This window comes from Eubacterium ruminantium, assembly GCF_900167085.1.
Lineage (GTDB): Bacteria > Bacillota > Clostridia > Lachnospirales > Lachnospiraceae > Eubacterium_Q > Eubacterium_Q ruminantium.
In genome coordinates this window covers 201,356-225,465 of sequence record NZ_FUXA01000008.1, presented here as the reverse complement: position 1 = coordinate 225,465, position 24,110 = coordinate 201,356, and the positions used below count along the sequence as shown (strand labels likewise).

At 38.0% G+C, this 24,110-nt stretch carries 21 protein-coding genes; 2 read left to right on the top strand and 19 right to left on the bottom strand.

Annotated features, from left to right (window positions below):
- Window positions 1-172: 172 nt before the first annotated feature.
- Window positions 173-2,152: a transketolase gene (gene tkt / locus B5D25_RS07500; protein WP_078787372.1), complete on the bottom strand. Its 1,980-nt coding sequence runs from the start codon at window positions 2,150-2,152 to the stop codon at window positions 173-175.
- Between the two features lie 163 nt (window positions 2,153-2,315).
- Window positions 2,316-3,665: a sensor histidine kinase gene (locus B5D25_RS07495; RefSeq protein ID WP_078787346.1), complete on the bottom strand. Its 1,350-nt coding sequence runs from the start codon at window positions 3,663-3,665 to the stop codon at window positions 2,316-2,318.
- Window positions 3,666-3,880: 215 nt separating this feature from the next.
- Here B5D25_RS07495 and B5D25_RS12865 point away from each other — a divergent pair, with 215 nt between their 5' ends.
- Window positions 3,881-4,048: a hypothetical protein gene (locus B5D25_RS12865; protein ID WP_159444111.1), complete on the top strand. Its 168-nt coding sequence runs from the start codon at window positions 3,881-3,883 to the stop codon at window positions 4,046-4,048.
- A 48-nt stretch (window positions 4,049-4,096) separates the two neighbouring features.
- On the opposite strand, the gene B5D25_RS07490 is transcribed toward B5D25_RS12865, so the two are convergent.
- On the bottom strand, window positions 4,097-4,651 hold the full coding sequence (locus B5D25_RS07490; protein WP_090168504.1) for an accessory gene regulator B family protein: 555 nt from the start codon (window positions 4,649-4,651) through the stop codon (window positions 4,097-4,099).
- Window positions 4,652-4,963: 312 nt separating this feature from the next.
- Here B5D25_RS07490 and B5D25_RS07485 point away from each other — a divergent pair, with 312 nt between their 5' ends.
- Window positions 4,964-5,686, top strand: coding sequence for a LytR/AlgR family response regulator transcription factor (locus tag B5D25_RS07485; protein ID WP_078787344.1), 723 nt, complete (start codon window positions 4,964-4,966; stop codon window positions 5,684-5,686).
- Window positions 5,687-5,737: 51 nt separating this feature from the next.
- Here B5D25_RS07485 and B5D25_RS07480 read toward each other — a convergent pair whose 3' ends face one another.
- The 16 genes from B5D25_RS07480 to B5D25_RS07405 all read right to left on the bottom strand — a co-directional run bounded on the left by B5D25_RS07480 (window position 5,738) and on the right by B5D25_RS07405 (window position 24,069).
- Window positions 5,738-6,463, bottom strand: coding sequence for a LytR/AlgR family response regulator transcription factor (locus tag B5D25_RS07480; RefSeq protein WP_078787343.1), 726 nt, complete (start codon window positions 6,461-6,463; stop codon window positions 5,738-5,740).
- A gap of 28 nt (window positions 6,464-6,491) precedes the next feature.
- A complete protein-coding gene (locus tag B5D25_RS07475; RefSeq protein WP_078787342.1) occupies window positions 6,492-7,217 on the bottom strand; it encodes a hypothetical protein in 726 nt (241 codons plus the stop codon).
- 17 nt (window positions 7,218-7,234) lie between these two features.
- Window positions 7,235-8,104 (bottom strand): ABC transporter ATP-binding protein, encoded by an 870-nt coding sequence (locus B5D25_RS07470; RefSeq protein WP_078787341.1) that lies wholly within the window; start codon window positions 8,102-8,104, stop codon window positions 7,235-7,237.
- Window positions 8,105-8,134: 30 nt separating this feature from the next.
- The gene (locus B5D25_RS07465; protein WP_078787340.1) at window positions 8,135-8,335 is read right to left on the bottom strand and encodes a hypothetical protein; all 201 of its coding nucleotides are present in this window, start codon (window positions 8,333-8,335) and stop codon (window positions 8,135-8,137) included.
- A 27-nt stretch (window positions 8,336-8,362) separates the two neighbouring features.
- Complete coding sequence (locus B5D25_RS07460) at window positions 8,363-9,445, bottom strand: MDR/zinc-dependent alcohol dehydrogenase-like family protein (protein WP_078787339.1); 1,083 nt, start codon at window positions 9,443-9,445, stop codon at window positions 8,363-8,365.
- Window positions 9,445-12,285, bottom strand: coding sequence for a type 2 lanthipeptide synthetase LanM (gene lanM, locus B5D25_RS07455; RefSeq protein WP_078787338.1), 2,841 nt, complete (start codon window positions 12,283-12,285; stop codon window positions 9,445-9,447). Before lanM (B5D25_RS07455) ends, B5D25_RS07460 begins: the two co-directional genes overlap by 1 nt.
- Window positions 12,269-14,431, bottom strand: a complete 2,163-nt coding sequence (locus B5D25_RS07450; RefSeq protein WP_078787337.1) for a peptidase domain-containing ABC transporter — start codon at window positions 14,429-14,431, stop codon at window positions 12,269-12,271. Before B5D25_RS07450 ends, lanM (B5D25_RS07455) begins: the two co-directional genes overlap by 17 nt.
- A gap of 1 nt (window position 14,432) precedes the next feature.
- On the bottom strand, window positions 14,433-17,276 hold the full coding sequence (lanM, locus tag B5D25_RS07445; RefSeq protein ID WP_078787336.1) for a type 2 lanthipeptide synthetase LanM: 2,844 nt from the start codon (window positions 17,274-17,276) through the stop codon (window positions 14,433-14,435).
- A 59-nt stretch (window positions 17,277-17,335) separates the two neighbouring features.
- Complete coding sequence (locus tag B5D25_RS07440) at window positions 17,336-17,515, bottom strand: class II lanthipeptide, LchA2/BrtA2 family (RefSeq protein ID WP_078787335.1); 180 nt, start codon at window positions 17,513-17,515, stop codon at window positions 17,336-17,338.
- A gap of 90 nt (window positions 17,516-17,605) precedes the next feature.
- On the bottom strand, window positions 17,606-17,779 hold the full coding sequence (locus B5D25_RS07435) for a plantaricin C family lantibiotic (RefSeq protein ID WP_078787334.1): 174 nt from the start codon (window positions 17,777-17,779) through the stop codon (window positions 17,606-17,608).
- 309 nt (window positions 17,780-18,088) lie between these two features.
- The gene (locus B5D25_RS07430) at window positions 18,089-18,745 is read right to left on the bottom strand and encodes an LptM family lipoprotein (protein WP_078787333.1); all 657 of its coding nucleotides are present in this window, start codon (window positions 18,743-18,745) and stop codon (window positions 18,089-18,091) included.
- A 77-nt stretch (window positions 18,746-18,822) separates the two neighbouring features.
- Window positions 18,823-19,665 carry a 16S rRNA (cytidine(1402)-2'-O)-methyltransferase gene (gene rsmI / locus B5D25_RS07425; RefSeq protein WP_078787332.1) on the bottom strand — a complete coding sequence of 281 codons (843 nt, stop codon included), beginning with the start codon at window positions 19,663-19,665 and terminating at the stop codon, window positions 18,823-18,825.
- On the bottom strand, window positions 19,666-21,435 hold the full coding sequence (locus tag B5D25_RS07420; protein ID WP_078787331.1) for an AAA family ATPase: 1,770 nt from the start codon (window positions 21,433-21,435) through the stop codon (window positions 19,666-19,668).
- Window positions 21,425-22,174: a tRNA1(Val) (adenine(37)-N6)-methyltransferase gene (locus tag B5D25_RS07415; protein WP_242870208.1), complete on the bottom strand. Its 750-nt coding sequence runs from the start codon at window positions 22,172-22,174 to the stop codon at window positions 21,425-21,427. Before B5D25_RS07415 ends, B5D25_RS07420 begins: the two co-directional genes overlap by 11 nt.
- Window positions 22,164-23,075: a PSP1 domain-containing protein gene (locus tag B5D25_RS07410; protein WP_078787330.1), complete on the bottom strand. Its 912-nt coding sequence runs from the start codon at window positions 23,073-23,075 to the stop codon at window positions 22,164-22,166. The genes B5D25_RS07415 and B5D25_RS07410 overlap by 11 nt, the downstream gene beginning before the upstream one ends.
- A gap of 4 nt (window positions 23,076-23,079) precedes the next feature.
- Window positions 23,080-24,069, bottom strand: a complete 990-nt coding sequence (locus tag B5D25_RS07405) for a DNA polymerase III subunit (RefSeq protein ID WP_078787329.1) — start codon at window positions 24,067-24,069, stop codon at window positions 23,080-23,082.
- Window positions 24,070-24,110: the final 41 nt, after the last annotated feature.

Sequence of the window (24,110 nt, the reverse complement as noted above, 5' to 3'; positions counted from 1 at the left end):
ATGCATAAGTATAAGGCTGTTAGGTAGTCGATAATTAATCAATATTTTTGACAGCGCGCTGCCAAAAAGTAAATTAATACGAGACCGCTTTGCAGTAGCAGACATAAAGAAATCGCTCGGATATTAAATCCGGGCGATTCTTTTTTAAAGATTATGTATATGAGTTGACAGATTAATCAGTGATTGCTTCTGCAACAGCATCAGCAGTAATACCGAAGAATGGGAAAAGCTGTCCTGCAGGTGCAGAAGCTCCGAATCCCTTCATTCCTACGAACTTACCATCAAGTCCGATATACTTGCCCCAGCCAAAGCTTGTAAGAGCTTCAACTGCAACTCTCTTTCTAACTTCCTTAGGAAGTACTGATTCTTTATATTCTTCAGACTGATCCTCAAAAAGATCCATACATGGCATACTAACGACTCTTGCGTCAACGCCCTTTCCTGCAAGTATCTTCTTAGCTTCAACTGCAAGACTTACTTCTGAACCTGTAGCGATGATGATTGCATCAGGTGTTGCCTTTGTAGAATCCTCAAGAATATATCCTCCCTTAAGGGCATCCTTTCCTGAACCATCAAGCTGTGGAAGATTCTGTCTTGTAAGTACAAGTGCTGAAGGAGCATCCTTCTTTGTAAGTGCGAAGTACCAAGCTGCAGCTGTCTCTGAAGCATCTGCCGGTCTCCATACATAGAAATTAGGCATTGCTCTGAGCATTGCAAGCTGCTCGATTGGCTGATGTGTAGGTCCATCTTCACCTACACCGATACTATCATGTGTAAGTACATATGTTACAGGTGCTTTCATAAGAGCTGAAAGTCTTGCCATTGGCTTAACATAGTCGCTGAATACGAAGAATGTTGAAACATATGGCTTAAGTCCACCATGGAGATAGATACCATTTCCGATAGCAGCCATTGAAAGCTCTCTTACACCAAAATGCATATTGCATCCATCAGGAGTTTCCTTAGAGAAATCACCCTTGTCTGCCATATATGTCTTTGTTGAAGGAGCAAGGTCAGCTGCACCACCAAACATATTTGGAACAACATTTTTAATAATATTTATGATCTTACCTGATACATTTCTTGTTGCTTCAGGCTTATCAACTACATTCCAGAACTCTTCATTATCGAAAAGCTTCTCTGCATCCTTACCATTGTAGAACTTATCCCAAAGTTCCTTCATCTCAGGATATGTTGCGAAATATTTTTCCATAAGGCTGTTCCACTCTTCTTCATATGAAGCATTTGCCTTAGCGATTGAAGAATAGTTATCATAAACATCCTGTGGAACTACAAAGCTTTCCTGTGATTCCCATCCAAGGTTCTCACGAAGAGCTGCAACATTTTCAACACCAAGAGGCTCACCATGAGCTGAAGCCTTACCTTCTTTTGCAGGGCATCCTGCACCAATCTTTGTCTTAATCTCGATAAATGAAGGTCTCTCTGTATCAGCCTTAGCTGCTTCAATAGCCTTGCTGATCTCATCTATATTATTTCCATCTTCTACACGAAGTGTCTGGAATCCGAAAGCTTCGAAACGCTTCTGAACATTCTCACGGAATGCAATATTTGTTCCACCTTCGATAGAAATGTCATTTGAATCGTAAAGAACGATAAGCTTGCTGAGGCCAAGTGTTCCCGCAAGAGAAAATGCTTCATAAGAAATACCTTCCATCATACATCCATCTCCACCAAGAACATATGTATAATGATCAACAACAGGGAATCCTTCTTTGTTGAATACACTCTCAAGGTGCTTCTCAGCGATAGCCATACCTGTTGCCATTGCCATACCTGCGCCAAGAGGACCTGTTGTAGCCTCTACACCTATAGTATGACCATATTCCGGATGACCCGGTGTAAGACTTCCAAACTGACGGAAGTTCTTGATATCATCTATTGTAAGACCATATCCGAAAAGATGCAGGAGGGAATATAAAAGCATTGATCCATGTCCGCCTGAAAGAACGAATCTGTCACGATTCTCCCACTTAGGATTTGCAGGATTGTGCTTCATATGTTTAGCCCATACTGTATAAGCTGTTGGTGCTGCACCAAGTGGAAGGCCCGGATGTCCTGAATTTGCCTTCTGGATTGCGTCTGCAGCAAGAATTCTGATTGCATTAACTGATTTGTTTTCGATATTTGTCATACTCATACTCTCACTTTCTCCGTTTTATTAACTTTTAAACTATAAAAGTCCCCACCATTGCATTATATCTATGCCCTAAGTTTTATAACACCTGCAAACTCAATTAAAAAACGGGATATAATGCAAAGCTTCAGATAAGCTTAAGTTTATCATTTTCAGGCACTTATAACAAGCCCTGTATAAATGATTTAGGAAGCTTTTTCTTTTCATTTTCACTGATTATCAAGGTCTGGATGAAATAATTGTCTCTTATTTCCGTCACCTTATTAACATTCTCATACTGACCGAGAACCTGAACCACGTTGCTAAGGCCGAGACCTCGTCCTTCACCCTTGGTTGAAAATCCCTGTTTCTCCATATTACTTATGGAAATACCTTTATTTATAAATGAATTCATTATTACTATAACCGTTGAACCATTATCCTGAATGATATTAAACTTCAGTTCTTTTTCTTCAGTCTCTCCCGCAGCTTCGACTGCATTATCAAGATAAATTCCAAGTATACGGCAAAGATCGATATCTCTTACATCCACATCCTTTATTTCATCCATTATATCTATAAATACATCGATGCCCGTACTCATCGCGTAAATCAATTTATTTGAAACAAGACCTTTTATGGCCGGATTTTCTATCTTGGATAATTTCTGAAGGCGGTATTTGTTGCTGTTCATTTTTTCATTCGTCGGCATGATAGTCTCATTGAAATATTTTTCGAGGCCCCTCATATCATTCTTTTCAATATATCCGGAAAGAGACGCAAGGATATTTACGTAGTCATGCCTGAATCCTCTCAGCTCTTCATACATATTTTCAATATGAGAAGTGTATTCCAGGATATCCTTATGTTCCTGGACCTTTCTTTTCGCCGATTCCTGCATATGAACAACGCGGATTGCATATGTTACAACCGCAAGAGTTACGATAGTATATAGAAATACCGCAAGTTCATACAGCAGTCCTTCCCTGCCGAGCTTCTTCTGAGACCAGCTGGCTCCGAGGCAGAGCATAGTACACAGCACAACGATAAGAGCCATGCATATAATGATCTCTTTCGAAAAATTAACCATTATCCTCTTCTTAAAAAATATGATTATGAGTCTTATTACAAATGAAACCGCCGCCACAAGAATCGTGACAAGAATACCGCGTTTAACTATCATATCTCCACGCGAACCAAAAGACCATCCGGAGAGATAATTTCTGTTAATGCTCGCCGCAATATAATTACAATTCAGAACAATTATATATGAAGCAGGAACAAGCAGTAAATGAATCGCTGACCTGTTAAGACAAAAATAAACAAATATCATCATCACAGGAAAATAAATCAGCGCCATTATTTCTGAGGAATTTTGAGAAAAGATAAGTATATAACTTATCATGCTTAATATAGAACAAATTAATCTTTTCTGCCATTTAATCTTCTCATCGATAAGAATATTAACGGCAAGCGGCATCCAGAACGCCGAGAATAACATGAGAATTCTGATAACTATTAAATCTTTCATTACGTCCACCCCTCTAGCTGATTTAATATCTGCCTTTAAATTATAAAATGATTACGTTTTGATGTCAATTTCTATTGGTTTATGTCATCAAATTTATACTTAAATGATTTTTGCAATTACGTTTACTACACTTTTTTGGCATTTCAGTCCGATTTCGTAATTTTTTATGATAAACGATTATAATCAAATCATAAATTACAGGAGGGGTTACAACCATGATAAAGAATTTAAAGGAAAGACTTAAGAACAATTTTGAGAACATCGGAATGGCAAATGCTTATTCCAATCCAATCGAAGGAGACAGCATTTTCTTCTTCCACAAGGTAGAGATTCCGGCGATCTTAAAAGAATCTGTTTCATCAGAAAATGAAGAAATCAAATAATTTCTGATTACCTCAAAAAAGCCTCGCAGTTATTTGCTGCGGGGCTTTTCATTTGCAGTGATTAAAGTTTACCGCTGCACCAAGCGAGATCATTTCTATAACGAGGATCGCATTTATATATGATCTGCCGGCAATAAAATATACAAATATTAAGGCTATCCAAAATGATAGAAGGCTATAAATCCTTCTTTTATTTTTTACTTTACTTCCGATTTTCCCATCCGGATCAAATGGAACGATCACCGGGATCAATATACTCATAAAAAGACATAAAATTATTTGGATCACAAAAGGAATATTTATTTTGATAGCAAAGAGCGGGCAAAAGAATGCCGACACAATGGAGATCAATATGCACATGATATTACTTTTTGCATGGCGACCGCCTGCAAGATTTCTTGCAACGAGAAGATAAACCATCCCGAGCACCGCAAGCGGAAACTTCCCGAAGCATATTCCCAGGATTAAAATGAGTATACCTTTTACTGATTCATTCAAGATGATCTCAATTCCGTAGGTTACCAGCGCCTTCTCTTTCTCATCATCACTTTTTCCGGTTAGTACTCCGGCGATCCCGACCGCCATTTTATGTTGTAAGTCCATTCTTTTCCGCCCTTCTTATAATTGACTAATCAAATATTCTATATTAATATTTTAATGTCAAGATCATTACTTTTATATATTATAAAGGTCATTATATTTATATTTCAAGATATATATTTCTATATTCAAGAATCATTATATCTACATGGATAACAAACCGATATGTCTGTATATTAAAAGGATTCGAATATCTATATAATTAACAAACCATTATATTCATATATTAACAAACCGGTATTTATAGATTCAGTTATATTTATAGATTCAGTTATATTTACATTCCATATTCTGGCTATCAAGAGGTAAAAATACATGCTTAAAATATACTTATGTGAAGACAACCCGAAACAGCGTGAAATTCTATCCAAATATATCAACAATATGATCCTCATCGATGATTACGACATTCAGTTCGTTAAAGCAACAGATGATCCTCATGAGATACTTGAATTGATAGATTCAGAACGGTCGACAGGTCTTTATTTCCTTGATATCGACCTTAGCAGCGATATGAACGGTCTTGCTCTCGCCAAGGAAATCCGTAAGATAGATTCAAGAGGTTTTATCGTCTTTATTACAACCCATTCCGAAATGTCTTTCATGACATTTTCTTATAAAGTTGAAGCAATGGATTTTATCATCAAAGATGATATCGATAAAATTGCTGACAGGATACATCAGTGTATCATCAATGCATATTCCAGATATTCATCAAAGAATAACAGCTTCGACCAGAATTTTATAATTAAGCTTAGTGACAAAGAATATTGTCTCGCATTAGATGAAATCATTTATTTCGAATCATCAAGCAATGCTCATAAAGTCGTTGTTCATACCGTGTCCAGCCAGATTGAATTCGCCGGAACACTGAAGGAGCTGGCATCTTCTCTCGACAGCCGCTTCGTGCAATGTCACAGAGCTTATCTTATCAATAAGAACCATATCAGAGAGATTAATTCCAAAACAAGGACAATTGAAATGAGCAATCAGGACATATGCCTGACATCTTCAAAGTTACTGAAGTCGCTGATTTAAAATCGTTTTAGTTTGTTTTGAATTTATTTTTCACTGCGTTAAGGGACTGTATCAGTACAGTCCCTTTCCCAGTCTTACGGACATAGGGCACACAATCCCGCCGTCCAGAACAACTTCACTATTCTCTTTATCTACATTTATGACATTTTCGCGATTGACCAAAAATGATCTGTGACATCTATAGAACTTGTCCCCAAGTTCTCTCTCGATATCTTTTAATTTACCGGTGAACTCGAACTGGGAATTCTTGGCTTTAAGGATAACCTTTCTCGCATTTTCCGATGCTTCAAAGAATAAAATATCATCGTATGGAACAGCCTTTACACAGCTTCCGATCTTCACCATATAATTTTTATTTACCGATTCAACAAAATGATTACTCAGATGATAACAATTTAAGAGACACTGACGCACTCTGTGCTTAACGTCCGCTGCATTATCCTTAATGATGAAGTCCATAGCTTCAACCTTATATGAAAAAGTCATATAAGACATCTCTGAGTGTGTTGTTACGAAAATGATATAACACCTCGGCTGAATCTTTCTGATCTCACTGGCTAACTGAATACCATTTATTCTTGCACTTAGATCTATATCCAAGAAAAATATTCCAAGAGTATTATCCGCCCTGATGGCATCAAGAATATCGTCCGGATTACCGGAAGAAAGCCCGAGACTTATCATGTCACTGAACTCTTCTTTCAAAATATCAGTCAGATCTGATTCAAACCGGGTTCTTTGATCTTTACTATCTTCACATATGTAAACCTTTAACATGTTGTCCCTCCCATATGATGCATGGCACTTATTTATATCTTTTGCTCTTATTTAAAATATACATAAATCCAATGATAAGCACTGCTGCTCCGATGGCATACTGCAAAAGAGAAAGAGCTCTGCTTCCTACATAAATCGGATAATAATACAGCGGAGTATTTTCTATCAGACTTCGCACCAACTTACTATGTATTGACGGTAAAATATTAGATATTAGATTAGGGAGAAATAGTAACGCGACCGTAAGAAGAGTATAAACCGTTCCATTTCCTGCTCCCTTTAAGAAAATAATATAGCATAACATAAAGTATGTTGGAATAACCAATATAACATTTAAGAAAAATCCCGATAGAAATCCAAACCCTAATCGGCCCGGAACTCCCATGCCGCTGCATATAACGGCAACTGCCACTCCGATAACCGCATAAATAAATGCAACCAGTACAGCCACTATCATATTTGCAAATACATATGAACGCCTGTTATATCTACTGTTACTTATAAGAGTTATCGCGCCTGTACTAAAGTCGCGGCTTATAAGATAAATAGAGGTTAATACCGCCATAAGCATTCCCAACATGCAATAAAAATTTGTAACATGTTTAATATAAAATTCCGTATCAGGATGTGAAATAATAAATCCCGCCACCATAACAGCAGGAACTATACCTATAACCAGTCCGAGCAAAAGTCGTCCCGTCACAGTAAGCTCCTTCATACTTTCATAAACAAATCTTTTTATACTAAGTTTCATAAGATTTCTGAGAAAAACTAAACTGTCTTCTCTCTCCTTTCGGATATTTTTTCCATATAGATATTACGAAGCGATCTTTTCTCACTTTTATAATCCACAATGTCTATATCCATTTTCTTAAGCTCATTCATTATTTCCGTGAAACCGCAAACCGTTTCAAGCTTAATGCTTTTTCCACTCACTCCGGTTACTGAGCCGAGGCCCTGCTTCTCCACGAATCTGTCAACACTTTCCGCGTCCTTTAAAATAAGTGTTACGTTGAAAATGTCATCCCAGGACGAATCCATTTCTTCTTCCAAATGACTTTCGTCGAGAAAAAGAACTCTGTCGCATATTTCTTCTATATCTTCAAGCTTATGACTCGACAATAAAAATCCGACTCCTTTTTTATCTGCATATTTTCTGATATTTTTAAGCAGATTCATGGATGAATCTATGTCCATTCCGTTGGTCGGCTCATCAAGTATTACAAAGTCAGGCTGATTCAGCATGCTGATCATAACTCCCAGCTTTTCCTTCATACCCAGAGAATATGATCTGACTTTCTTATTGAGGACCTCCGCCAAACCGATATCATCAAGGAAGTCCTTATAATCTTCAAGATCAAATCTTCTGCCGTATATGGAAGAGAAAAATCTGAGATGCCATAACCCCGTTTTCTTTTCATACAACTTTGGATTTTCTATAAAATATCCTATGCGTGATTTTTCATCTATTTCCCCTTTGAAGTCAGGATCAAGATGAGCCATGATCTTCATGAGTGTACTCTTCCCGGCTCCATTCTTTCCCACAAGACCTACAATCTCGCCACTTTCAATGGCAAATGAAACCTTGTCCAGTATAGTTTTATTTCCGTATTTCTTGGATATTGATTTAACTTCCATCATTTATTCTGTCCTTCTTTATCCGCAGTTTATTTAACTGTGACTTTCTTCCTTGTCTTTCTTTTTCACATCACGAAATAAAATTTTGTGAAAAACGAATCCCGCAAATGCAGCAACAACCATTCCGCCGCCTCTTGCTACCCAGACATTAATATTCAGGGACTCCAGGATTTTAAGTGCAAGGCCTCCCAGGAAACATACTGCATATAAAAATATCAACCATCTTATTAACATACTTCATCACCCTTTCTATAATGACTTTTAGTAGGTCATCACACATTTCCCCGGCGCATTTTTCCCAAGGAAGCTTTTCCCCAGAAACTGCATTCCTTCATATACTTTATAAATCCCTTCCACAACCGGCTTCATACCTTTTCTTTCATACAGTTTTCCGGCATCGACGATATCATCATGAGTGCCAAGGCAGTTTCCGATTATGGATATGTTTTTAACAATAGCGATTTTTAATGCTTCTCTTAAAGTGGTCGTGTATTCCGAAAGATCCTTCTCGCTGAGAAGCGGATGCTGCTCGACCATTCCGCAGTAAATGTATTTACCGCCCATATTCAGTGTCGAAACCGCATTCAGAATATTGATATCGAAAAACGGATCAAATGCATGTGTCGCAGTTCCGAAATATTTTTCGATATTATCTGTGCTGTCCCTCTTAACATCAAACGGATATTCTGCATCGGGTTTCTTTGATGATATACATATCGGCTCTATCCCATGTGCCAAAAGTGCCTGGATTATAAAAAGTGATGTTGCCGAATTCGCGCTGAAAACTATAGGCTTTTTCACATCAGCCTCAAGTATTCCCGACTTTCTTATCATGCTTGCAGCTGTCTCGGCTCCAAGTCCGAAGGCAGCTCCTTCAGATATCCCGAAACTGTCCGGTTTCTTTACTATTTTATTCTTATTAAGCCTCAGCCAACCAAGAGAAGCAAAGTTCGTTGTGATTCCCGGCGCAACTTCTTTAGAATCCATTTCTTCGTATCTGCAATCGGGGATCACAATGTCCCCGACTGAGTACTCATTAACATTTTTTCCTTTCTTTACTATCTCGCCGCAAAACTCGGAACCGAAAGGAAGAAATGCTCTTTTATTTTTCATCATCAGTTCGTAGTTATGAAGAAGTATTCCTTTGTCTCTGAAGTTACAGGAAAATGCATCTACCCTGACAAGAACATGGTCTTTATTCTTCTCATCATTTTCATCAAATGAAGGCTCAGACAGTTCCACATTCCCTATCAGTACGCGGGCTTTTCCAAGCTGAATATATTCAGCATTTTCATAACATATCTCATCCAGCATATCCGGATTCAGAGCAACCAAAACCTTCATCAATAACCACCTTCCTGTCTAATATTTTGCTGATAAAGTAATGTACTGAGATTAAGAGGTATCCATAACTTCGCCAGCCTGTCTTCTTTTTCTTTCTTACAAATATTAAGCAGGATAACTGAGTCAATAAGGCCGCTCCATCCAAGGAAATAACCCATAAGATAATCTCTGTTTACTTCACCGATGTAGTAGCTTTCTTTCTCCACCGTGTCACAAACATCATTCCAGTATTCATCTGCAAGATCTATATAAATCGGATCTCCGTAAATGAAGTAGCAATAAACAAGTGACTGTATCATTCCCGAAATCCCGTGACAAATGGATAAGTCCTGCATAACTCCCTTTTTCACCTTAGCCGTCTTCTTCGCAAACTCCCTGAGGAATTTAACTTCTTTCTGAAGTTCTTCGAGAGTCATCATTTCAGCAAGAATCATAAGGATTCCGCTGTTGCCGTTGCACCATCCATTTCCAATATTTTCATACTCTCCGATGAGTTCCCGAACCCTCTTATAGATTGCAACGCAGGCATCCCTATCATCTAAGAATCGGCATACTCTATATCTTGCCCAGAGAAGTCCAAGCTCACCATGAGCTAAGCCAAACTTCATGAAGTCACCCTTATCCAGGGCCTCTTTAAGTTCTCTGTCGGCTTTGATCATGATATCCCTGTCAGTATCTTTATTGGATGCAAGGAAGAGATAAAGTCCCGCCTTACCAAGATAGATATCGCCAACATTTTCATCCTTCGAATTCCTTACGCATTCTTCGATGGCCTTAACTCTGTCTTCTTCATTTCCGTCATATCCCAGTATCATGTCCAGTGATGATTTTCCGGAAATGATTGATGTTTCGGTAATATAATTTGTGTCAGCGAAACATTTCTTATTTATCTGCATTCCTCTTAATGCTTCTTCATATAATTTCCGGTATTTCTTTATGTCTCGTGATGATTCTCCGTCTTTATCTTTCCTGATATCTTCCGCATATCGGATAAGATCCTTCATCATAACAGGGATTCCGCCTGTATCATGAAGAGAAACAAGGGAAATAGAATTATAAGAATATGGAATATCTCCATATACTCCGCCGAACCATCCCGCACTTTTTTCTTCTTGCTGCATCGACTTAACAGCAAGTTCTTCATAGAATTTATAAATCTTGTCCACATCACAGTTTCTGATGCTGTTCCATAATTCACCGAAAATTTCTGAGTCAGACGGATATTTCTTTCCATTTACTTTTGCATTCCTGATCTTTATCTCGGAAAATCCTTCCACTATCATTCTTTCATCAAATAAAAGATCTTTTTCCGTAAGACTTTTCAGATTCTCAATAGCATTTTCCACCGGAGATAAAGGATAAATATCCTTGGTTTTATAATCATTTATCTCTATATTTTTTTCATTTCCTCTGATATAAAAATACGGTATATCTCCCTCGAGCATGGCATCCCATTCTTCATGAAGAACAGTCTCTGCCTCGTCATAACCCTTCATAGCTACCACCGGCTTCATATATCCGAGAACCTTTTTGACCGATCCTTCATCATAAAGATTTTCAGGAAATACACAGGCATCAATGATCATGAAGTATTGTGCTGTCGGACGAAGAACAGTTCTAAGATGACCATTAAACTCTTTCATCAATTCGATGATCTCGTCTTTATGATCCAGGATCTCTTTATATCCTTTTCTGTAACCTCTCAGAAAATCCTTCATATAATCAACCGGATCGATAACCTTATCCGTTTTAACCTTAAGAGGATTTGCTATTCTGTCGACCTTTGCTTTTTCCTTGGCAATGTCAATGGCATCGGTGCCCACATTTTTAAAACCGAAAAAGCTTTCTTCCGTATCCTGAGGATATGGTGTATTAATCGCCCCGATCAGATAATTGAGTGTATTTGCCATAAGCTTCGCAGGAACCACAGATGTATTGGCTATGGAGTGCGTAAGTTTCTTCTGCATTTCATAAATCAGCGGTTCATTGCTGGCTTTTCCCTCCGGCTGCATTATTGTTTCCAGATCTATGAAATACGGATTAATACCGTCGAATATGATATTTTCATCATGTATATCTGTTGATGCAAAACATGAGAAAATCGGTGCATAGAGTCCGAGTCTGTAGAAAGCTTCTCCCACATCCCCTTCATCTATCATGCTATTTTCAATAAATTTTGCCCATCCGTGATCACCTCTGTTTATGCAGTCCGGAACAGGTGCAAATCCACCTGTCTCCGGAAAGATGATAACTTCTCGGTAAATTTTCTGAAGCATTTTATCCGCATCAAAATCTCTTGATTTATATATCACTGCCCGGCCATTATCAAATTCTGCCTTGAGGACTATTGCTCCCTTATTGTGAGGATCGGAACCCATAGGAAGAAATCTGACAAGCTTTGCAGCTTCAGGTATTCCAAGCTCTTCTTCGAAAGAATCTCTGTCTTCCAAATAATCATCAAGAACTCTTAGGATGAATCCGCATGTATTGATAACGCTTTTTTCAACCATGCTGTGAAGAACCTTGTATTTTTCAAACCATCCTGCTATCTCATCTTTACTGAATAATTTGAGATATTTATCAAATGCAACCGTAGAATCTTTATCAACCTTAAGTCCTATAGATTCTCTGTATTTATGAAATTCATAAATATAGGTCTTATTCATTAATCTCCAGATGTTGTCACTGAGCATATGCATAAGACAGCTTGCGACCACATCCGCAGATTCGATATGATCCACATCCGCTACTCGGGCTTTAACATCCCTCATGGTTTGAGAAATCACATCATCGAAATATTCACATGTCGAATCAATAAGTTTATTAGCTACTCTTTCCATATTTTTCCTCTATACTGTATTCTGTATTAAACAGCTTATAATATGCTCCTCTGTTGTTATGAATAAGTTCCTTATGTGTTCCGCTCTCCTTCATAACTCCGTCCTCGATAAGAATTATCCTGTCTGCATTAAGGATGGTCTCAAGTCTATGAGCTATTATGAATTTCGTGCATCCCAGATTATTCAATTCATTGTAAATAGATTTCTGGGAAATGTTATCGAGAGATGATGTTGCTTCATCCATAACAAGAACCTTTGGTTTCTGTAATAAAATCTTTGCTATGAATATCCTCTGTCTTTGTCCGCCTGACAGATTGCCTCCAAGCTCAGATATAAATGTGTTATATCCCATAGGAAGAGTTTTAACGAAATCCATGAAATCATATTCTTCGCATTGTCTGATAATCTCTTCGTCCGAAAGAGTTGTTCCGAGTTTAAGATTTTCAAGTATTGATCTGTTGTGAAGATATGCTTCCTGAGGTATATAACCTATTTGCGAACGAAGTTTCTCGAGATCGTACTCTTTAAAATCCACTCCGTCAAAAAGTATTCTTCCTTCTGTCGGTGTAAATAAACTGCAGAGCATCTTTCCGATGGTGGTCTTTCCCGATCCGGATCTTCCTACAAATGCTATGGTTTCTCCCGCCTTAACCTTAAGGTTAAGATTCTTTACCGCATAAATTGAATTATTGTCATAGCTGTAGCTCACATTTTCAACCGTAATCTCACCAACCGGTGTCTCAGCTTCCTTATCTCCCGAAACTTCAGCCGGATAACGGAGAACATCATCTGCGATATCGATATATCTGGTTACAAGAGAAAATTCCGAAATAGCTGAAAATACTGAATTTACATAGACAAATAAAAGGCTTGATATTGACTGTATCGCTACAGCCTGGCCAAATGTAAGTATTCCTTTTTCCTTAAAGAAAAGTGCTGCAAAGAAGATAACGAGCGGTGCAAAATTCTGAAGTACCACCAGTATGGTATTAATGACCGCCTGCTGTATATGTATCCTTTGACCTGTGGCATCAAGCGCCTTATTGTATTTCTTGCTCCAGTCTTCAAGATACTGATCCTTGTATCCGCCAAGCTTAACGCTGTTTATGGAAACGATGGCATCAAGCTGTGTACTCTGTGCATCAGATCCTTCATGAATTTCCTTATCGGTTGCCGCCATGATCTTCGGCTGGAATTTAATAAGTGTAAAAAATAATGCAGCCACGAAGAATACTTCAAAAAGAAAAAGTATTGCCGATATATGGAGAACATATATCATTATGGCGATCATGCTTAAACAGTCCAAAAAGAACTGAACTATTGAAACTCCGAAAAGATCCTGAATTCTTGTAAGAGAATTAAGTCTGTAAACTATTTCTCCCGGAGCTCTTACAGAAAAATATTTCGCCGGAAGATCCAGCACTCTTTTAAATGCAGAACTGATAAGATGTCTGCTGAATTTCTTGGTCAGCTTTACGGAGATTACCGCTCTCGCATACATGGTCAGTGCCGTAACAGTCACAAGTCCCGCTATGGAGAGGATCAGATATTTATATAACCCGGGATTTCCCGAACCCTTATCTATAAGTATCTGTGTGAAGAACGGCAAAGCTACATTTATTGCCATCATCATTAAACTGATAACGGCAAGAGCGATATACATCGACTTTATATTCTTTGGAAGAATAGTCTTAAGATTAAGTCTTCCCAGAATTCCTTCCTTCTTTTTCTCAAAATTTTCATTTGGTCTTGCAGAAATGATTATATTTGAAAAACTTCTCTGGAATTCTTCTCTTTCTATAGTCATCCTGCCCACAGACGGATCCATGATGACTACCTTTTTATCATCAACCGATTCAATACATATATAATGATATTCCTTCCAGAATGCTATAACCGGAAGCTCTATCATATTAAATGCTTTAAGACTCTTCACCTTATATGTCTCGGTATCCATGCCGTAATGACGAAGAACTGATTTGATCTTATCAGAACTAAGTCCGTCTCTTCCCGGCTCCGCAATCTGCCTCATTTCCGCCATGGTTACATCTCTGCCAAAATATTTTAATATAGTCTCCACGCAGCACAGACCACATTCGGTCTGTGCTATCTGCAGAGTTGGGATTAATTTTTTCCTGTCTTTCATATTATTCACCCATTGTCAGTGGAAATACCGATAATCCAAGCCCTTTCTTCTTTGAAAGATAACATATGGCTCCTGACTGTCCTGTCATATATCCCGGACTCAGTGAGTATCTTCCATTTTCATGTTTAAAATAATTGTAAATATTATCCGCGTTGCACATTCCAAGGTTAAGATGCTTTAACATAAATTCTGTCTCTTCCTTAAAGTCGCGGCTGATATATTCCAGTATTTCCTCAATGCCAAGTGTTCCATGGCATAAGATCGGAATATCCGGTATATATGATGAAATTAATTTTTCTATTATATCTTCAACGTCTTCTCTCTTATAAATTCCAACCTTATAGCCTTCATAATAAGCAAGAAGAATACCGCTGAGACCGTTGCACCATGATGAAGATACATCATGATCGTTTTCATTTTCATAAACAATGAAGTTTCCGATATCCGATGTGTATGATTCTCTTATAACTTCATCCGCTTCCTTTATGATTCTTGTTATCTTCGCGCTGTGATATATCTGCTCGAGAACCGAGAAGAACCAAATGATCTGGCATACTCCATGAGCAAGACCGATAGTCATCATTTCATCTCTGTTTCTAAGCTTTTTCTCACCGGCCTCAATGATTTTTTCAAGCTGATCCCTGGTAAGTCTGTAATTCTTATCGATCTTATGTCTGAAAATGATCGCTGCGCTTTTACCGCATATCATATCGAAGAAGTTGTCATCAATCTCCAGCAGCTTATCATCAATGATCTTAAATGAATCCACTGCCACCTGACACCAGTCGTCCTTGCCAAGTATCTTTCCTGCTTCATTTATTCCCCATACAATACTTGTAAATCCTGAATAGAAGCCAACACCTGCGGCAAGAAGATTTCTGATCTCATACTTCTCGTCCTTTAAAATATTTATTGAAGAATCAAACATTTTATAACCGACATCTGTATATCTTTGTTCTCCAAGGAGTTTTCCTGCAAGAAGAAGCGCCACGCTAGGTCCTATTCTTCCGCTATAGAGATCATATCCAAGCACGCCCGGCATCCATGTATTCTCCATATGATTTAATACCGGTCCAACCCATGTGATAGGAAGATGCTGAAAATGATCATCCCTAACTTCATCACAGAGTTTATCTGCGAGATATCTGATAACATCTTCCGGATTTTTCCTCTCTTTAACATCCGGATCGGAGAGTTTTGCGATAAATGAAAACTTGATTATCTTTATCTGCTGCTCCATGTCTTCCTCGGAAATTCGTTCTACCTTTTCCGCAAATATTTCCTCAGGTGAACGTTTGCATGAAGTCACGACTTTACCGTCAGCCTTTATATCCCTTGATGAAAAATCAATAGAGAAATACGGCACATCCCCTCTGAATAACTGCTTTATCTCCGACTCTACTATACTTGTTTCACTCTTCAGACTGAGAATTCCGGTTCTGGAGAGAAGCATTTTTGTTATATTTATATCCTTTGCTGCCTGAGGAGAAGTAAGGGATCTAAGTATCTGCTCATATCTATATGTCATGTTGTGTATATATCTGAGACTGGCACCCTTATAATTTCTCTTAACTATTTCCGCAAAAGCTTCTTTGTCGCGAAGTATTCTCTTATACATCATAGTGAAGCCTTTAACTATATAGTCGCATTTTTCAATGATTTCCTTCTCGTCGGTCTTATTATATTGGATCATCTTATGGCTTTTGTTTGATGACCATTTAATATTTATACCCTTACTGAAACCATCATTTACGATGATCTGTTTAATCGGACTTTCGCTGAATTCACCTCTGTTTCCGGTAAACCCAACATCTACAGCATTCTTTGATTTGCCAAGCTGTATAGGCAGCACTCCCGTACTATATACAGAACTTTCCATAAAGCTGTAGGCACTTTTGTCCGATTCGGCAAGCCCTTTCTTCACCCTCGGGATCCTGAAAAGAGTTTCCAGATCGATAGGAACCGGTCCTCCCTTGGTCCAAAGTATATTCGAATAATGCATATCTGTTGCATTCAGCAGGTACATAAGGCATGCCATTTCACCCGCTTTATACATATCCTGAAAAGATTCATCTCTCTCAACAAATGAGATAAATCCACTATTTTCCAAATCCAAAACCTTATAAGCATACAGGCCTGTTCCAAACTTTTCATTAAGTTCTTCAGCCAGTTTCACATAGCCCTTTTCGCCCTTAACGCTTCTAGGTTTAAATACTATTTTCTTTCCGTTTTCGAAATAAATTACCGATACACTTTTCCCCTTATTATGAGTATCTCCGCCACTTTCAAGTGACACGATCTTCACATCCGGATCAATTCCAAATGTGTCGGCTATTTCTTTTCTGTTTCTGCTGACTGTTCCGAGTGTATCAACCAGGAAACCGATCTTATTCTCGATAAGTCCCATACATCTTGACCACACCACCGGATAGTCATTGGATAATTCTTCGAATCCTGTACCCAATAATCTTAAATTGTAATCTTTATAGTCTTTATATCCCTTGTCCTTATTCTTTATCTGCTCTGCAAAGCATCTGATAAAATATGAGAATATAAGACCTGCCAAAGACTCTAATGTTTCATTTTCAAATTTGTCATAATCACTGAGATATTCATTTAATGAATCATCCCAATATCTTTCCCAGATTTCCTTAGAAAGCAGAAAGCAGGAATTATGATATGGGTACTGTTCATTATTAAATTCAAGACTCTCTGAATAAAATGACTCTTCCTTATCTTTTTTCTCTATATGTAATTCTTCCATACTTCTCAAAAGAGGTTGGATACTTTCATCAAATTCCTGTTTGTCTATCTCAGGATAAACCTTTCTTTCATACTCGATCATAATTCCTAACTTTTCTTACCTTTCTTTTTATTTTGCTTCTAAACTGATCTGCCTTTTAATTAGCAAGCTCTTGTACAAGCTGTTGTTGGGCATGTCTTATCTGAAACATATGCTGATACTGCAACGATTACAGGAGTTGCAGGTGTTGCAGGTGTTGTACCACCATCAACTGTTTCATCTGTAAGTGCAATAAGATCGCTTTCCATATACTTTCCAAGTTCAAGATTGTTCTTTTCCATTTTTAAAATCCTCCGTTTTTTAAATGATTTTTTATGATTTTTATTTTTTGAATTTTGAGTTTTATTATTTTTCGTATTTTTGATTTTTAACTATTTGCACCAAGCCATACACTCGTGTGAAATTGTGCACCAGTTACCATTATTTCCCATGTAATCACTGAGTGAAAATGTATTTGTGCTGCATGCACCGTATACTTCCTCGTCAAACTCCTGTGCAGAAACTTCATCAAGCCATGTTACTTCGTTCTTGTTCTCTGTGTTCATGTTTTTGTCTCCTTTGTTTTTAAATTTTGTTTTCTTTGTTTTTTGTTTTCTTATTGTTCGTTTTTGTTTTGCTCGGCCTTGCAAGATTAAGTATATTCAAATTTCACTTAAACGAACGTAATCGTCTTCAAATGCCAAAAAAAGGTATTAACTGTACATTTAGGCACAAAAAAATGATACCGAACGTAACATTCGATATCATTTAATGTATTCTGTATGTGATTTAATTTACAATCCAAATACCAGGTTTTACATTTCAATATATATCCCTGATATCTTTTTATGGACTGAATATATTTTTCTTAAATCCTATTTGCCTGAAAGTTTCTCAACCAACGGACGCATATCGTAACCGTCAACGTCTTCACTGGTAATCATTGCTAATGAGTATGCATTACCTGTTGTCTTATCGAACCAAAGTGATAAACAAACTGAAGTTCCTTCAGGATTATAACTTATACGTTCCTTAAGATCAACCTCGCCATCTCCCCATTTATCGATAGTTCTGTCATGCTCTCCTGTCCACTCATAGTACATTCCTGAAATATCAACTAATTCTTCGCCGCCGACTTTCTGTTCGTGAGCAACATAATGCTTATTATCATATACAAATTCAACCTGAACTAAAGCACCGCTTTCTCCTGTTGCTTCTGTAAGTACAGTCCATCTAACATCTTCTGCTTCCTCAGGGATAACAAAACCATCTTCAACAAGTTTTGAAACCTCATCGTTTGAAACATTATTTGCAGGAGTACCCGCTGCTTCTGTATTATCAGCCGGAGTTTCTGTTGCTGAACCGGTTGATTCTGCAGTAGTTGGATCTGCATCTGTACCTGTTGTAACAGTTTCTGTATTTGTCTTTGTATTAGCTTCTGTCTTCTTCTCTGAATCCTTTTTCTTACCGCATGCAGCAAGTGAAAGCGATAAAACCATAATCATTGCTACAGCAATTTTCTTTTTCATCATTTCTATATAACTCCTTTAATTGAAAAATTTATAGCTATAACCATACCCTATATAGCTCCTTAATACCAGTTAAGGTTTTATAAAGTTATCGTCTCTGCATAAACTTCCCTCTTCGGGATATTTCTGTCTTCCGCAACTTTTTTAATAGCCTCTTTCTTTGTCATACCTGAAGAAATATACTTTTCCACATGTTCTGCAATAGAAATATCACTCCAAGCCTGACTCTTTTCTTCTTCGATCAGAGCCCGGCTCTTGCCTTTTATTACAAGAACAAATTCTCCTCTGGGTTCATTTTCTACAAATAAATTCACTGCCTCACTTAATGTCGTCTTAATAAATGATTCATGTTTCTTTGTCAGTTCCTTGCAAAGTGTAAGCTCTCTGTCACCAAGATATTCCTGCAATTCCTCAAGTGTCTTTACAAGTCTGTGAGGTGCCTCATAGATTATTATTGTTCTTGTTTCATTACGAAGAGATTCCAGTATCTCGCGTCTTTCCTTCTTATCTGTAGGAAGAAATGCTTCAAATAAAAATCTCCTCGTTGGCTGCCCTGACGCTATCAGTGCATTGACTGCGGCACATGCTCCCGGTACAGGAACAACCGTGATACCCGCTTCATAGCATTTTTCAACCAATACTTCTCCCGGATCGGATATTCCCGGAGTACCTGCATCAGTGATGACTGCTACATCTTCGCCACTGTTTAATTTACCGATAAGATAATCAGCCTTATCATATTTATTAAATTCATGATAGCTGGTCATTGCTGTTTTTATCTCAAAATGATTGAGCAGTTTGATACTGTTCCGCGTATCCTCAGCTGCTATGAGTGATACGTTTCTAAGTACTTCAACCGCTCTAAAAGTCATATCATTCAGATTACCTATAGGTGTTGCGACCAGATAAAGAATACCTGCCATTTACAGATCCTCCTCAGTGATTGTCATAAGAAGATCTCCCGAAAATCCACCCAGCGCATTGCCAAGTGAACCGGCTCCTATTATATCTTTACTCTGCATAATACGGTTCGCCTGGTTAGAAATAACCTTTTCAAAATAGTTTCTGACCGTTCTCGCATTACCGAAATTGTCGCCTTCATTTCGTCTTAAATTAGAGAATTTCTCAATAAGCTTTACTTCAAGACCTACTTCCAAATGATAATCCTGCTCTACGCAGTAACCCTTGAAAATCTGAAGAAGTTCATCATTTGAATAATCCTCAAATGCAATATACTTACTGAATCTCGATCTGAGACCCGGGTTCGAATCAAGGAACTCATCCATCCTGTCAGTATAACCTGCAACAATAACGATAAGTTCATCACGTCTGTCTTCCATTATCTTAAGAAGAGTATCGATGGCTTCCTGTCCGAAATCTCCTTCTTTATTCATGGATAAAGTATATGCCTCATCTATAAATAATATTCCGCCCATGGCCTTCTCGGTAACTTCCTTTACCTTTTCAGCCGTCTGGCCCATATATCCTGCAACAAGACCTGCACGGTCCGTCTCTATCATCTGTCCCTTGGATAAAATTCCAAGATTCTTATATATCTTTCCGAGATATCTTGCTATGGTTGTCTTACCTGTTCCGGGATTACCTGTAAATACAAGATGTCTCGAAATGTAAGGACTCTTTAATCCTCTCTTCTCCCTGAGTTTCTGAACAAGAAGAAGGTTGACCATGTCATGAATTTCCTTCTTTACGGCACCAAGTCCGATGAGTTCATCAACTTCCTTAAGAAGTGCATTTATTTCATCAAGATTAAGTTCTGTTTGCTGACCCTGCTGACTTTGCTGACTTTGCTGTTGGTTGTTATTTCCACCCCATCTCGGACCATTTTCCACATTCGAACGGGATTTACTCATCTGCTCAGCAACATAGAACATGTCCTCATGATTTTCATCCTCATTATACTGCTGGCTATAATCATTATTTCCGTTTCCGACAGTTCCGGATACGTAATTATTCCAGTCATCCTGTGATTCCTTAGGTATCTGGAGCTTCCATTTGTCCTGAGGGTTTTCTCTTTCTCTTCTATCTATCTCTTCTTTGTCAGCAACAAGCTTGTAACTTCCTACTTTGATTGCACCTGCGGAATGTGTAGCATTTGCAACCGACCTTGCTTCCCTCTCACTGATCTGATCCGGACGTACTACATCCGTTATAGGTCCAAATGCATTTTCAATCGGACCGCTTATGAATTCATCATATGATTCAACCGCAAATATAAATTTGAGTATATTATTGGCAAAAAACATCTGCAGTCTCTGCTCAAACTTCAGAACCTGTCCGTTGCAGCATACGATCAATTCACCAAACTGCTTGAATGCCTGATACATTTCTCTTGCATCTTCAAGATTGTTGGCCAATTTTTCCTTCTTCTCGATAAGTGCAACCTGTCTGAGTGTAGAAGGTATTTTCTTAAGAAAGCTATTTTCAGAAATATAGTCGAGGCCGTAGCTTTTCGAAAGAATAGTATAATCCATCAAAACATTAAATGTTTGATTTATAGTTTCAATCTCGGCCAGGTCAACATATCCATCACACACAGCAAGAAGAAAAGCCATATTCATCATTTCATCAACAAATGAATAGAACATGTCTCCTTCTATATTGTAAGTTCCGACCTTACTTTCGTATCTGTTACATATTTCCTGACATTTTAATAACCTTTTTTTAAAGTTCATTGTAATCTATGTGACTCCCATCCATATTATAAACATTAATAGTTCTGAGAATTTTCATACCACTTTTCCCGGATTTTATACCTTCGATAAGTACCATATTGGCTTCGCCTTTTTCATTCGGCTGTACCAGCTGCATCCTCTTCGGCTCTATATTATATCTCTGCATGAGTCGTATTATCTCGCCCAGCCTGAAAGGTTTATGTACCATAGCAAACTTTCCGTTTCCTTTCAGAAGAAATGAAGCCGCTGATATTACATCTTCAAGCTTTACCAAAATCTCATGCCTTGCTATATTTACGCTTTCCGTAGGATTATGATATCCTCCGTCATCAACTATATAAGGCGGATTTGAAGTTACTATATCAAAGCTGTCATGCTTAAATAAATTTCTTACTTCTTTTATATCTCCGTGGACAACATTTAATCTGTCCGAAATACCATTTAATGCAGCGGATCTTCTTGCCATTTCCACCATATTTTCCTGTATCTCAAGCGCCGTAAATTCTTTGGCTTTCCCCTTTGCCAACATAAGAATAGGTATTATCCCCGTTCCTGTTCCAAGATCTATAGCTTTTGCTGTTTTCTTTCCGCCGGCAAAATTTGCAAGAAGTACTGCATCGGTACCGAAGCAAAAATGTGATGGGTTCTGTATTATACGGAACCCATTACATTGAAGATCGTCAATCCGTTCATTTTCTTTTAAGTTGACTTCCGCATTGTTAATGTTATTAATCATCATTAAGTCTTGAACCACTTTCACTTTTTTCAAGAGCTTCAAGCTGCTTCAGTTCTTTATCGTCGATGCCCTTATCGTCTCTCTTTCTCTTGCGAGGTTTAAATTTCAGTTCATCTACCTTATATTCAACAAGTTCCTTATTGTCTTCTTCATCGGTTACAATAAGTTTAACTCTCTGTCTAAGTACATTTATGGATGATACTTCACCCTTTGTTCCATCAAATGCAGTTACTGTATCACCAATATTTGGAAGGCGGCTGTTGAGATATTCATATGTATCCTGCTCATGCTTAAGGCAGCACATAAGTCTTCCGCATACTCCGGAAATCTTGGTTGGATTAAGCGATAAATTCTGCTCCTTGGCCATTTTGATCGATACCGGAACGAACTCTGAAAGATGCTGATTGCAGCAAAGCGGTCTTCCGCAGATACCGATACCTCCGCAGATCTTGGTCTCATCTCTTACACCGATCTGACGAAGCTCAATTCTTGTTCTGAAAACAGATGCAAGATCTTTAACCAATTCTCTGAAGTCGATTCTTCCGTCTGCAGTAAAGTAAAAAAGTACTTTATTATTATCAAATGTATACTCAGCATCAATAAGCTTCATCTTAAGCCCATGTGCAGCTATTTTTTCATTACAGATCTTGAATGCATTTTTTGATTTTTCCTTATTGGCCTCAGCTGCTTCGGAATCCTCACTTGTTGCTATACGAAGAATCGGCTTTAAATCTGCCACCAGTTTTTCACTACTGACATCTCGTCTGCCAAGAACACATTTTCCGTATTCAACACCTCTCGCCGTTTCAACGATGACCGGTGTTCCAACCTCAACATTGTACTGGCCCGGATCGAAGAAATAAATCTTCCCGTTCGGGCGGAATCGTACACCTATTACTTCCATTTCTCTATATCTCCTTAAGTGTCATTATCAGAAGTTTCATTATGTCTTCAACCTTTGCATTTGCAGCAAGTCTGCGCTTTGCTTTATCTATCGCTTTGGACTTTTCCTCAAGCTCATTAAATGAAAGGTATTTGGACTGCTCTCTGATGGTTACATACTGCTCTCTGAACATGATCTTATCAACCTTGCCCGTTACTTTAAGCATAAGTATGTCTCTGTACCAAACCATCATAAGATCCATATATTCGCACATACTCACTTTAAAATTCTTATCACATTCTGTAATAACATTTGCGATGCTGTCCGAATCCATTTTATATATATTTGTCTCAAGATTAATGACCGATTTTACCAGTCTGTCATAATCTTCATTTGTGGCAAGTTTAATTGCTTTTCCAAGATTTCCCTGAGCATATTCAACACAGAAATCCGCTTTCTTCTCATCAACATGCAGATTGCCAACAAGATAATCATAGATATCTCTCTCTTTAACAGGTTTTGTTGAAAGAGTGATACATCTTGAAATAATAGTCGGCAGTAACTTATCAAGTGATGTTGTAAGGATGATAATTATACCATATGCCGGTGGCTCTTCAATAGTTTTAAGAAGAGCATTCTGAGCCTGGGCAGTCATAAACTCCCCATCATCAATGATATAAATCTTATATTTACTGCTGTATGGTTTGATATCCATTGTATTTACTACATTTTCTCTGATATCATCTACCGATACGAGTTGTGGTTTTTCATGCTCTACGAAAATAATATCCGGATGATTTCCCGAGTCAACCTGTTTACATGATTTACATCTGTTGCACGGATCTATCTTATGCTCTTCGCACTGAAGAGTTTTAGCATAGGAAAGCGCCAAAGTTTTTCTTCCGCTGTCCTTCTCACCACAGATTATATATGCATGACTGACTCTGTTCATCTCTATACTTGCTTTAAAATGCCTAATAATATCTTCATGACCAACTATATGCTGAAAATCCATATTACGCACCTCCCTCTGATCATGTCTCTCACTTCTATACC

Coding starts and splice junctions, on each gene's coding strand:
- tkt (WP_078787372.1), bottom strand. CDS start 2,152: ATGACAAATATCGAAAACAAATCAGTTAATGCAATCAGAATTCTTGCT.
- B5D25_RS07495 (WP_078787346.1), bottom strand. CDS start 3,665: ATGAAAGATTTAATAGTTATCAGAATTCTCATGTTATTCTCGGCGTTC.
- B5D25_RS12865 (WP_159444111.1), top strand. CDS start 3,881: ATGATAAAGAATTTAAAGGAAAGACTTAAGAACAATTTTGAGAACATC.
- B5D25_RS07490 (WP_090168504.1), bottom strand. CDS start 4,651: ATGGACTTACAACATAAAATGGCGGTCGGGATCGCCGGAGTACTAACC.
- B5D25_RS07485 (WP_078787344.1), top strand. CDS start 4,964: ATGCTTAAAATATACTTATGTGAAGACAACCCGAAACAGCGTGAAATT.
- B5D25_RS07480 (WP_078787343.1), bottom strand. CDS start 6,463: ATGTTAAAGGTTTACATATGTGAAGATAGTAAAGATCAAAGAACCCGG.
- B5D25_RS07475 (WP_078787342.1), bottom strand. CDS start 7,217: ATGAAACTTAGTATAAAAAGATTTGTTTATGAAAGTATGAAGGAGCTT.
- B5D25_RS07470 (WP_078787341.1), bottom strand. CDS start 8,104: ATGATGGAAGTTAAATCAATATCCAAGAAATACGGAAATAAAACTATA.
- B5D25_RS07465 (WP_078787340.1), bottom strand. CDS start 8,335: ATGTTAATAAGATGGTTGATATTTTTATATGCAGTATGTTTCCTGGGA.
- B5D25_RS07460 (WP_078787339.1), bottom strand. CDS start 9,445: ATGAAGGTTTTGGTTGCTCTGAATCCGGATATGCTGGATGAGATATGT.
- lanM (WP_078787338.1), bottom strand. CDS start 12,285: ATGGAAAGAGTAGCTAATAAACTTATTGATTCGACATGTGAATATTTC.
- B5D25_RS07450 (WP_078787337.1), bottom strand. CDS start 14,431: ATGAAAGACAGGAAAAAATTAATCCCAACTCTGCAGATAGCACAGACC.
- lanM (WP_078787336.1), bottom strand. CDS start 17,276: ATGATCGAGTATGAAAGAAAGGTTTATCCTGAGATAGACAAACAGGAA.
- B5D25_RS07440 (WP_078787335.1), bottom strand. CDS start 17,515: ATGGAAAAGAACAATCTTGAACTTGGAAAGTATATGGAAAGCGATCTT.
- B5D25_RS07435 (WP_078787334.1), bottom strand. CDS start 17,779: ATGAACACAGAGAACAAGAACGAAGTAACATGGCTTGATGAAGTTTCT.
- B5D25_RS07430 (WP_078787333.1), bottom strand. CDS start 18,745: ATGATGAAAAAGAAAATTGCTGTAGCAATGATTATGGTTTTATCGCTT.
- rsmI (WP_078787332.1), bottom strand. CDS start 19,665: ATGGCAGGTATTCTTTATCTGGTCGCAACACCTATAGGTAATCTGAAT.
- B5D25_RS07420 (WP_078787331.1), bottom strand. CDS start 21,435: ATGAACTTTAAAAAAAGGTTATTAAAATGTCAGGAAATATGTAACAGA.
- B5D25_RS07415 (WP_242870208.1), bottom strand. CDS start 22,174: ATGATGATTAATAACATTAACAATGCGGAAGTCAACTTAAAAGAAAAT.
- B5D25_RS07410 (WP_078787330.1), bottom strand. CDS start 23,075: ATGGAAGTAATAGGTGTACGATTCCGCCCGAACGGGAAGATTTATTTC.
- B5D25_RS07405 (WP_078787329.1), bottom strand. CDS start 24,069: ATGGATTTTCAGCATATAGTTGGTCATGAAGATATTATTAGGCATTTT.